Source organism: Saccharopolyspora sp., from assembly GCF_017434145.1.
GTDB lineage: Bacteria > Actinomycetota > Actinomycetes > Mycobacteriales > Pseudonocardiaceae > Saccharopolyspora_C > Saccharopolyspora_C galaxeae.
Map to the genome: position 1 here is coordinate 1 of NZ_JAFRFW010000196.1, position 9778 is coordinate 9778.

Consider the following 9778-nt stretch of genomic DNA (forward strand, 5'->3'; position numbering starts at 1 on the left):
CGCGGGCGAGCTGCGGCTCGACCACGCCGCGCTGGTCGCGTTCGGCTCCACCCGCCGCGCGGGCGCGCAAGCGCACGAAGATCCGCAGGTGCGGGCGCTGGTCGATTCGCAGGCGCCGGTCGTCACGCTGGTCGCCAAGTCCGACCGCAGGCACGTGGAGCGGGCGCTGCGCACCACGGTCGAAGAGAACTGCGCGATGGTCGCAGACACCGTGCGCTACCTGGTGGGGGAGGGGCGCCGGGTGTTCGTGGACGCCGAGCACTTCTTCGACGGCTACGCCCACGACCCGGACGCCTCGCTGCGGGTGCTGGAGGCCGCGATGACCGCGGGCGCCGACGTGTCGGTGCTGTGCGACACCAACGGCGGGCAGCTGCCGATGCAGCTCGCGTCCACGGTCGAGGAGATCGTCGCGCGCACCGGGTTCCGGGTGGGCATCCACTGCCAGGACGACACCAGCTGCGCGGTCGCCAACTCGATCGCGGCGGTGCAGGCCGGTGCCACGCACGTGCAATGCACCGCCAACGGATACGGCGAGCGCGCGGGCAACGCCGACCTGTTCGCGGTCCTCGGCAACCTGGCGACCAAGCTGGACATGCCGGTGCTGCCGGAGGGCAAGCTGACCGAGCTCACGACCGTCTCGCACGCGCTGTCCGAGATCGCCAACCTCGCCCCGGACACCCACCAGCCCTACGTCGGGTCGTCGGCGTTCGCGCACAAGGCCGGGCTGCACGCCAGCGCGATCAAGGTGGACCCCGAGCTCTACAACCACCTGGACCCCGACGTGGTCGGCAACCGGATGCGGGTGCTGGTCACCGAGATGGCCGGGCGGGCGAGCCTGGAGCTCAAGGGCGCCGAGCTCGGGCTGGACCTGTCCGACTCGCCGGAAGCGGTCTCCGGCGCGGTGCGCAAGGTCAAGGAGCTGGAGGCCCGCGGCTGGTCGTTCGAGGGCTCGGACGCTTCGCTGGAGCTGCTGCTGCGCCGCGAGATGGATGCTGCGGGGGAGGCCGAAGCAGGCGCCGTGGACGCCCCGTTCGAGCTGGAGTCCTACCGGGTGCTGCTGGATCACCGCCCGGACGGGACGGTCGTTTCCGAGGCGACGGTGAAGATCCACGTGGACGGGGAACGCGTCATCGCCACGGCGGAGGGCAACGGCCCGGTCAACGCCCTCGACGCCGCATTGCGCAAGGCGCTGGTTCCGCACTTGCCGTGGGTGGATTCGGTGGAGCTGGTGGACTACAAGGTCCGCATCCTCACCGACGCCGCGGGTACGGACGCGGTCACGCGGGTGCTGGTGGAGTCCCGCGACGATCAGGACGAGTGGACCACCGTCGGAGTGCACGGCAACATCGTCGAGGCGAGCTGGCTGGCGCTGTGCGACGCGCTCGCCTACAAGGCGCTGCGCCGCGCCGTCCTCAGCGGCGCTGACTGACGGCTCCTTCCGAGCGAACGGCCTGTTGGCCCGATCCGTTCGGACGAGCAGTCCGTTCACTCCTCGCGAAACCGCGCTCCGCAAGCCTGCGGGCGCGGAGGCTTAGGGTGGCCGGGGAAAGCAACGCCGCAACGAAAAGAGGTCGTCGTGCGCCTGGCCCGAGTCGCCCACTCCGACGGGGTGTCGTTCGTCGCGCTGGAACCCGACCCGTCCGCCCCGCAGGAGAAGGTGCTGGCCATCGAGATCGACCAGCACCCCTTCGGCGAACCGACGTTCACCGGGCGCAAGTGGCCGATGGCCGACGTCCGGCTGCTGGGGCCGATCCTGCCCAGCAAGGTGATCTGCGTCGGCAAGAACTACGCCGAGCACGCCAGGGAGATGGGCGGCGAGGTGCCGCAGAACCCGATCATCTTCATGAAGCCGTCCACCTCGGTCACCGGCCCGAACGCGGCGATCAAGCTGCCGCCGAACTCCGAGCGGGTCGACTACGAGGGCGAGCTGGCCGCGGTCGTCGGCCAGCCGTGCAGGGACGTCCCGGAGGCGCGCGGCGCCGACGTGCTGCTCGGCTACACCGTCGCCAACGACGTGACCGCCCGCGACCAGCAGCAGGCCGACGGGCAGTGGACGCGGGCGAAGGGCTACGACACGTTCTGCCCGCTGGGCCCGTGGATCGACACCGAGGTCGATCCCGGTGATCTGGGGCTGCGCACCGAACTGGACGGCGAGCTCAAGCAGGAGTCGCGGACTTCGCTGCTGCTGCACGACGTTCCGGCGCTGGTGTCGTACATCTCGCGGATCATGACGCTGCTGCCGGGCGACGTGATCCTCACCGGCACGCCCGCCGGGGTCGGGCCGATGCAGGCGGGCCAGCAGGTCTCGGTGTCCATCGACGGGCTCGGCACCCTGACCAACCCGGTGCAGGACCGCTGAGTACCCGTCTCCGAGCTCGTCTTGCGCAGGTGGTTCGGGCGCGCCTCATCAGGCGCCTGCTCGCTGCGGGATCTCCTCGCAGAAGCAGCTCCGTGGTCGCTGCTGGAGCGGCTGCGCCGCTGACCCCGGCCGAGACCGGGTGCAGCGGCGCGGTCAGCGCAGCGCCTCCTGCGGCGGGCGTTCCCGCAGCGCGCCGTAGGCGAGCACGTACGGCGGCACGACCCGCAGCGCCGGCGCGTTGGTGACCAGCCGGACCGGAGCGGGCAGGCTCTTGTAGAAGTCCACCTCGCCGCGCAGCGCCGGGGCGACGGCGTTGCGGTGCAGCACCCGCTGGAGCTGCTGGATCAGCACCGTCGTGGGCCACCGCCGCCGCTGGATCGCCGCGACGTGCTTGCGCCGCAACCGCCCCTCGCGCAGCGGCGTCGCCAGGTACCGCGCGGCGGCGACGCCGTCCTGCACGGCCAGGTTGATGCCGATCCCGCCGACCGGTGACATCGCGTGCGCGGCGTCTCCGATGCACAGCAGCCCCGGCACGTGCCACTTGCGCAACCGGTCCAGCTTGACGCTGAGCAGCCGCACGTCGTCCCAGTCGCGCACCAGGTCGCGGCCGTCGTCGAGCCACGGCAGGAACCGGCGCAGCCGTTCGTTGAACTCCGCCACCGGCCGGGCGCGGCGTTCCGCGTCGGTGCCTTTCGCGATGATCGAGGCGGCCTGGTAGTAGTCGCCGCGGTCGATCAGCGCCTGGAAGGTGCGGTCCGCGATCAGACCGAGCAGCCCGGCCGGGTCCTCCGCGCGGCGCGGGATCTTGAACCACTGCACGTCCATCGGCGTGGCGAAGTCCCGCAGCCCCAGCTCCGGAAGCTGCCGCACCAGCGAGTCCCGCCCGTCGCAGGCGACCGTGATGGTGGCGCGCAGCTCGCCGGTGCTGCCGTCGGATTCGCGGTAGCGCACCCCGTTCACCCGGCCGTCCTCCCGGACGAGCCCGGTGACTTCGGTGTTCATCCGCAGGTCGAAACCGGGTTGCTGCTTGGCCTCGTCCGCGAGCAGGTCCAGCAGATCCCACTGCGGCACCAGCGCGATGTAGTTGTACTTGATCGGCAGCCTGGTGAAGTCGGCGATCGTCAGGAACTGGTCCTCGCGCTGCCCGACCGGCAGCCGCACCCGGTCCACCCTGCGGTGCGGCAGCTCGGCGAACCGCTCGGCCAGGCCCAGGTCGTCGAGCAGTTGCAGCGTCGTGGGGTGCACGGTGTCGCCGCGGAAGTCGCGGAGGAAGTCGCCGTGCTTCTCCAGCACGGTCACCTGCACACCGGAGCGGGCCAGCAGCAGGCCCAGGACCATCCCGGCGGGGCCGCCGCCGACGATGCAGCACGTCGTGCGTTCCGTTCGCGTCATCGCGATCCCCTCCCGAGCGAGTATTCAACGGTTGTTGAATAACCTCACCATCCTCCTACCGGAGTCGCTGGTCAACCACGGAACCGGGCTCGCTAAGCTGGACCGCGTCATGAGCACGTCAGAGGTCACCGCCACGCCGCACAGCACCGTCCGCGCCCGGTTCTGCCCGTCGCCGACCGGCACACCGCACGTCGGGCTGATCCGCACCGCCCTGTTCAACTGGGCCTTCGCCCGGCACCACGAAGGCACCCTGGTGTTCCGCATCGAGGACACCGACGCCAGCCGGGACAGCCAGGAGTCCTACGACGCGCTGCTGGACGCGCTGCGCTGGCTCGGGCTGGACTGGGACGAAGGCCCCGGGGCCGGGGGTGAGCACGGCCCGTACCGGCAGAGCGAGCGCAAGGACATCTACGCCGACATCGCGCAGCGCCTGCTCGCCGCCGGTGAGCTCTACGAAGCCTTCTCCAGCCCGGAAGAGGTCGAAGCCCGGCACAAAGCCGCCGGCCGCGACCCCAAGCTCGGCTACGACAACCACGACCGGCACCTCACCGAGGACCAGAAGGCCGAATTCCGCGCCGAAGGCCGCAACCCCGTGCTGCGGCTGAAGATGCCCGAGCACGACCTCGCGTTCACCGACCTCGTCCGCGGCGAGATCACCTTCCCCGCGGGCAGCGTGCCCGACCCGGTCCTGGTGCGCGGCAACGGCGAACCCCTCTACACCCTCACCAACCCCGTCGACGACGCGCTGATGCGGATCACCCACGTGCTGCGCGGCGAAGACCTGCTGTCCTCGACGCCCCGCCAGATCGCGCTGTACGAATCGCTGCGGCGCATCGGCGTCACCGACTTCACCCCCGAATTCGGCCACCTGCCGTTCGTCATGGGCGAGGGCAACAAGAAGCTGTCCAAGCGCGACCCGCAATCCGACCTCTTCCACCACCGCGCACGCGGATTCCTGCCGGAAGGGCTGCTGAACTACCTCGCGCTGCTGGGCTGGTCCATCGCCGACGACCGCGACGTGTTCACCCTCGACGAGATGGTCGAAGCCTTCGACATCGGGCGGGTCAGCGCCAACCCCGCCCGGTTCGACCAGAAGAAGGCCGACGCGATCAACTCCGCGCACCTGCGTGCGCTCGCACCCGACGATTTCGTGCAGCGCGTGGTGCCGTACCTGATCGACGGCGGCGTGCTGCCCGCGGAACCCACCGGCGAGCAGCTCGAAACCGTGCGCGCCGCCGCGCCGCTGGTGCAGGAACGGCTGATCGTGCTCTCCGACGCGGTGAACATGATGGGATTCCTGTTCGCCGGCGAAGACTTCGAGCCCGACGAAGCCTCCGCGCAGAAAGCGCTCGGCGAAGACGCGCGCCCGGTGCTCGAAGCGAGCATCGGCGCGCTCGAGCAGCTGCCCGAATGGGACACCGACTCCATCGAAGCGGCGCTGCGGGCCGCCGTCGTCGACGGGCTCGGCATCAAACCGCGCAAAGCCTTCGCGCCCGTGCGGGTCGCCGTCACCGGCCGCACCGTGTCCCCGCCGCTGTACGAATCGATGGAACTGCTGGGCCGCGAAGTGTCCCTTAGCAGACTCCACCGCGCACTGGACGGGAACACCGCGGAAATGCGCTGAACGGGTGGCGGTCGGAGCGCCGCCACCCCCAACGGCCCCAGCGGCACTAAACCGTGCCAGGGAACCGAGTATCACCGGCTTGGTCGAGTCGGGTACGCCCGGTGATCACCTAGCCTCTCGGGGTGACAACCGCGCCTGAACCGCCGAACGCACCCCCGCCCGGCCCGATCAAGGCCGTGTGCCTGGACATCGACGACACCCTGCTGGACAACGCCACCTCGTCCCGGATGGGCCTGCGCGCCCTCATCGGCAACGACGCCGCCTGGCCGGTGTGGCGCAGCACCACCGAGCAGCACTACGCGCGCTTCGTCGCCGGCGAGTACGACTTCGCCACCATGTGCCGAGAACGCACCCGGGACTTCTTCGCCGCCTTCGGCGAACAACTCGGCGACACCGAAGTCGCCGCCCGCGAGGACTACCGGATGGCCGCCATGCAACGCGCCTGGCAACTGTTCGACGACGCGCGCCCCTGCCTCGACTGGATGCGCGCCAGCGGCCTGCGGCTCGCCGTGATCACCAACGCGGACAGCGCCTACCAGCGCAAGAAGATCAGCGACACCGGGCTCGCCGGAACCTTCGACGACCTGGTCATCTCCGGAGAGCTCGGCGTCGCCAAACCCGACCCGCAGATCTTCCACGCCGCCTGCACCGCCGTCGGCGCCGAACCGCACGAAACCGTGCACGTCGGCGACCGGCTCGACACCGACGCGCTCGGCGCCGCCAACGCCGGAATGCACGGCGTTTGGCTCAACCGCAACGGAACCGAACACGCCCCGCCGGACGGGGTGTCGATGATCACCAGCCTCGCCGAGCTGCCCGAACTGCTCGTCTGCGACCTGCCCGGCATCCCCGAAGCAGCGGCCCCGCAGGACGAAACGAGACACGAGCGCGCCCTCGCCTGAGCCCCGGCCGGGCCGCCACCGGACCCGGCCCGGCCACCACCGCGCCCACCAGCGAAAACGAGCCGAGCAGGGGGTGCCTTACAGCGCCCCCGCGAGGATGTTCTAGTATTTAACACCAGCAAGACGGACAGCGGCCGCCGAGCCGGACTTTCCCCAGAAGCCCGGACGAACAACGCTGAACGTCAAAGCCCTTGGGGTATGGTGTAATCGGCAGCACGACTGATTCTGGTTCAGTTAGTCTAGGTTCGAGTCCTGGTACCCCAGCGCGAGGATCAAGACCGAGTGCGTTGATCACGATCAACGCGAAGGTCACGATCGTTCGCCGAGGCCCCGTCGTCTAGCGGCCTAGGACACCGGCCTCTCACGCCGGCGGCGCGGGTTCGAATCCCGTCGGGGCTACACGCGCGTGTTCAAGGCCCGCCCCCTTTGGGGGCGGGCCTTTTCCCGTTTTTGTCTGTCTATCTGGGGGGCGACCCCCCAGACCCCCACGGTGCGGTGGTTGCGTGGGGAGGGCTCCTCGCCATAGGTGTGTGGAGGGGTTGGGTGGGGACCAGCACTTGTGTGGGGCCACTCGCATGTGTGGTCGCCTCCGCATGTGTGGTTGCCACTGCTTGTTTGGGGCCTCCGCATGTGTGGTCGCCACCGGCGCTTGTTTTGAGCCACCGCAGGTGTGGTCGGCCACTGCTGTGTGGGCGCTCGTGCTTCGCACATTGAGTTGTGGGGTCGGCTTTGTGTGGTGGCGGGGAGTGCGTGGCTCGTGCTTCGCACATCGAGGTGAAGTTGGGGCTCGTGCTTCGCACGTCGAGTGTGGGAATGGGGGTGGGGGTCTTGGTGGTGTGGGGGTGTTGTAGAGTTCTCGGTGTAGCGCGGTCCCGTCGTCTAGCGGCCTAGGACACCGGCCTCTCACGCCGGCGGCGCGGGTTCGAATCCCGTCGGGACTACCAAATTAGGCATTGTGCGAACCGCTCCTTCCGAGGTCGTTCCCGCTGGTGAGGTGGGGCGGCCTCGTTTTGTCGCGGGGCTGGGGGAGTGGGACCGGGACGAGCCGGTTCGGGTCGGTGATCTCGGTCCGGGGCGCTAGGGCTTCGGTGCGAGCCTTGCGCTCGTCGGGTGTGCCGCTGTTGGTGGTCTCGCTGATGTGGTCGGCGACCTGTCGATGCGGTTGGACAGGGCACGACGGACTTGACGGACTGAGCACCTCCGTCGGAGGTGCGGTGTCCGCGTTCGTTGCGCAGGTCGGCGACGGCGTTCGCGCTGGAAAACGGATGCTCGGTCATCAGCGGGCGTGTCCGTGATCGAGCGTCGTGTCGACGGAGTGGTCGCCGCACGGCGACCCCGGACTCCTGCGGGACGCCGTTACCGAGGGCTGGACCAGGGCAGGACGTCGTCGATTCCGGTCGGCGAACTACGTCCGCCGGAGTGTCTGATCGGCTCGCATCCCGCGGTGCCGAAAATTGTCGATATGTATGCAAATCCTGCGCATCATTTCACCCGAACGGGAATGGCGGCTGCAGGTATCGTGCCAGGACATGGAATCATCGGGAAAAGAGTCCATTGCTGCGCGGTCCGCGGAAGTCGGCGCGCTTTTCGACGACGTGGCCGAACACTTCGACCGGATGGCCACCCGGATGATCGACGCGGAAGGCCCCTTCCGCACCTGGCTGGACGCCCAACTGCCCGGCGGTGACCGAGCGCTCGACGTCGGGTGCGGTACCGGCAGGCACTGCCCGCTGCTCGCGGAACGCTACGCGCAGGTGCTCGGCGTCGACCTGTCCGAAGCGCTGATCCACATCGCGCGGCGGACCCGGCCGGCCGCGAACATCCGCTACGAGGCGCGCAGCGCCTACGACGTCGAGCCCGCGGCGGATGGCGTGTTCGACGTCGTTTTCGCCTTCAGCGCCGTGTTCCACATGCGTCCCTACGAACAGATCTTGCCGCACCTGCGCTCGCTGGTCGCCCCGGGCGGGCGGCTGGTCGTGCTGGAACCGCAGCGGACCGACCTGCACGCCCGGAAGGGCCGGGACGCGGACTGGCACATCCCGGTCGCGTTCCAGAACGCCGAAGCCGTGTACCGGGCCACCGCCGATGCCGGGGCGGCCACGGACGCGTTGAACCTCTTCCTGCACCCCAGCTGGCACAAGCTGGGCGAGCTCAACACGCTGCCGAGTTCGCAGGAATTCCGGGACGCCTATTCCGGGTGGTTGCCGGGTGCGCAATTCTTCGACGGGGTGGCCGTCGCAATGGCCGCCGCCGTCTGGCAGGCCCCGGACCCGAATTGAACGAGGCTTCGTCGATCTGATAGCGGCGGCATCGATCCGCTCGGCAACCCGACCGCGAATGCGCACCGGGAATTCCACGAGACCATCGCGGTCACGGTGCCGACCCGCGGAACTCCGCGGCGTAGGAGCGCATCAGCTCTGCGACCCGCGCGGGCAGCCCGGGTTGTTCCGCAGCCTGGCGAGCGAGGTGGTCGAAGCGGCCGCCGAGCGAGCGCAGCGCGACATCGGGACGGGCGAGGAAACCCGGCTCCTCCTCCAGTTCGAAGGACGGCCCGGCGGTGCGGCCGGGCCGTCCGGACGGCAGCGTCACCCGGTGCTCGGCGATGGGCCGCAGCATCCCAGTCATCACGTCGATAGCCGCGTTCATCAGCCGGGAGCGCCGCAGGCTGGCGTCGGCCGCGCCGTGGAAGTGCTGCAGCATCAGCTGGTGCATCAGGAAGTACGAGCGGTTGAACAGCACCATGGCCGAGCGCGCCTCCGGTGCGGTGACCGGTTCCCTGGCGCCGTCGCCCGCGTGCAACGTCGGATTGCGCAGCACCGGGTACGCGGGTGTCCACGGTGGACACCGGTGACCGGGCGCCTCGACGCGGTGCGCCATCAGCAGGTCGGACATCCGCAGGAAGGTGTCGTAGTGCGAGTCCTCGTCCGCGGGCCCGGGCAGGACGTTGCCCTCGCCGTGCTCGGTGACGAAGTCGATGGCGAACAGCGCGCTGGGGACGTCGTCCACCTCCAGCTGGTAGTCGGGGTGGACGTCGTTGAGCGACCTGCGCATGAACAGGTGGTGCTCGCCGCCGCCCCGCCCCCGCTGCACCAGGAAGAGGTCCGGCACCGCGCCGATGCCCTCCCGGATGGCGGCGTAGAGGTCGCTGAGCGACTGGTACGGGTACGCCTTCCCGGCCGCGTCCGGCGCGACGTCGCCTGCGATCTCCCTGGTCAACGAGTGCGGCTGCTCCAACGCGATGAACCGCTGCACGCTCCCGAGCCCGAACCCCTCCAAGGCCAGGTCGAGCGGCACCTGCAGACGGTGGTTGACGCGGCCGAAGTCGATGTCCGGCAAGTGGAACGGCAACCCCATCGCCGTGATGATGTTGTTGATCACCAGGAAGTGCACCATCTCTTCCCGCGCCACGCTCAGCAGCTCGCCGCGCATCCCGTTGCGCAGCGTCTCGGTGCCGTCGCCGCAGGCCAGCCGCAGCTGCTCGGCGGTCCACTCGCCGCGCCG

Annotated in this window: 7 protein-coding genes and 3 tRNA genes; 8 read left to right on the top strand and 2 right to left on the bottom strand. The window is 69.7% G+C overall.

Annotated elements, in window-relative coordinates; all coding sequences use genetic code 11:
• Positions 1–1429, top strand: a 1429-nt coding sequence (gene cimA, locus IJH84_RS05375; RefSeq protein WP_295141001.1) for a citramalate synthase, incomplete at its 5' end; no start/stop codon positions are given.
• A gap of 147 nt (positions 1430–1576) precedes the next feature.
• A complete protein-coding gene (locus IJH84_RS05380) occupies positions 1577–2359 on the top strand; it encodes a fumarylacetoacetate hydrolase family protein (RefSeq protein ID WP_295141004.1) in 783 nt (260 codons plus the stop codon).
• Between the two features lie 153 nt (positions 2360–2512).
• Here the strand turns inward: IJH84_RS05380 and IJH84_RS05385 are convergent, their stop codons facing one another.
• Positions 2513–3751 (bottom strand): FAD-dependent oxidoreductase, encoded by a 1239-nt coding sequence (locus IJH84_RS05385; protein ID WP_295141006.1) that lies wholly within the window; start codon positions 3749–3751, stop codon positions 2513–2515.
• Between the two features lie 109 nt (positions 3752–3860).
• Between IJH84_RS05385 and gltX the strand changes: the two genes are divergently transcribed.
• The 6 genes from gltX to IJH84_RS05415 all read left to right on the top strand — a co-directional run bounded on the left by gltX (position 3861) and on the right by IJH84_RS05415 (position 8556).
• Positions 3861–5375, top strand: coding sequence for a glutamate--tRNA ligase (gene gltX, locus IJH84_RS05390; RefSeq protein ID WP_200070237.1), 1515 nt, complete (start codon positions 3861–3863; stop codon positions 5373–5375).
• 122 nt (positions 5376–5497) lie between these two features.
• Positions 5498–6277: an HAD family hydrolase gene (locus tag IJH84_RS05395; RefSeq protein WP_295141012.1), complete on the top strand. Its 780-nt coding sequence runs from the start codon at positions 5498–5500 to the stop codon at positions 6275–6277.
• 192 nt (positions 6278–6469) lie between these two features.
• A tRNA-Gln gene (locus tag IJH84_RS05400) sits at positions 6470–6541 on the top strand.
• A 62-nt stretch (positions 6542–6603) separates the two neighbouring features.
• A tRNA-Glu gene (locus IJH84_RS05405) sits at positions 6604–6676 on the top strand.
• Between the two features lie 469 nt (positions 6677–7145).
• Positions 7146–7221 (top strand) — tRNA-Glu (locus IJH84_RS05410).
• A gap of 585 nt (positions 7222–7806) precedes the next feature.
• The gene (locus tag IJH84_RS05415; protein ID WP_200070236.1) at positions 7807–8556 is read left to right on the top strand and encodes a bifunctional 2-polyprenyl-6-hydroxyphenol methylase/3-demethylubiquinol 3-O-methyltransferase UbiG; all 750 of its coding nucleotides are present in this window, start codon (positions 7807–7809) and stop codon (positions 8554–8556) included.
• A 91-nt stretch (positions 8557–8647) separates the two neighbouring features.
• Here IJH84_RS05415 and IJH84_RS05420 read toward each other — a convergent pair.
• Positions 8648–9778 (bottom strand): ferritin-like domain-containing protein (locus tag IJH84_RS05420; RefSeq protein WP_295141015.1); only part of this gene is annotated, 1131 nt, incomplete at its 5' end.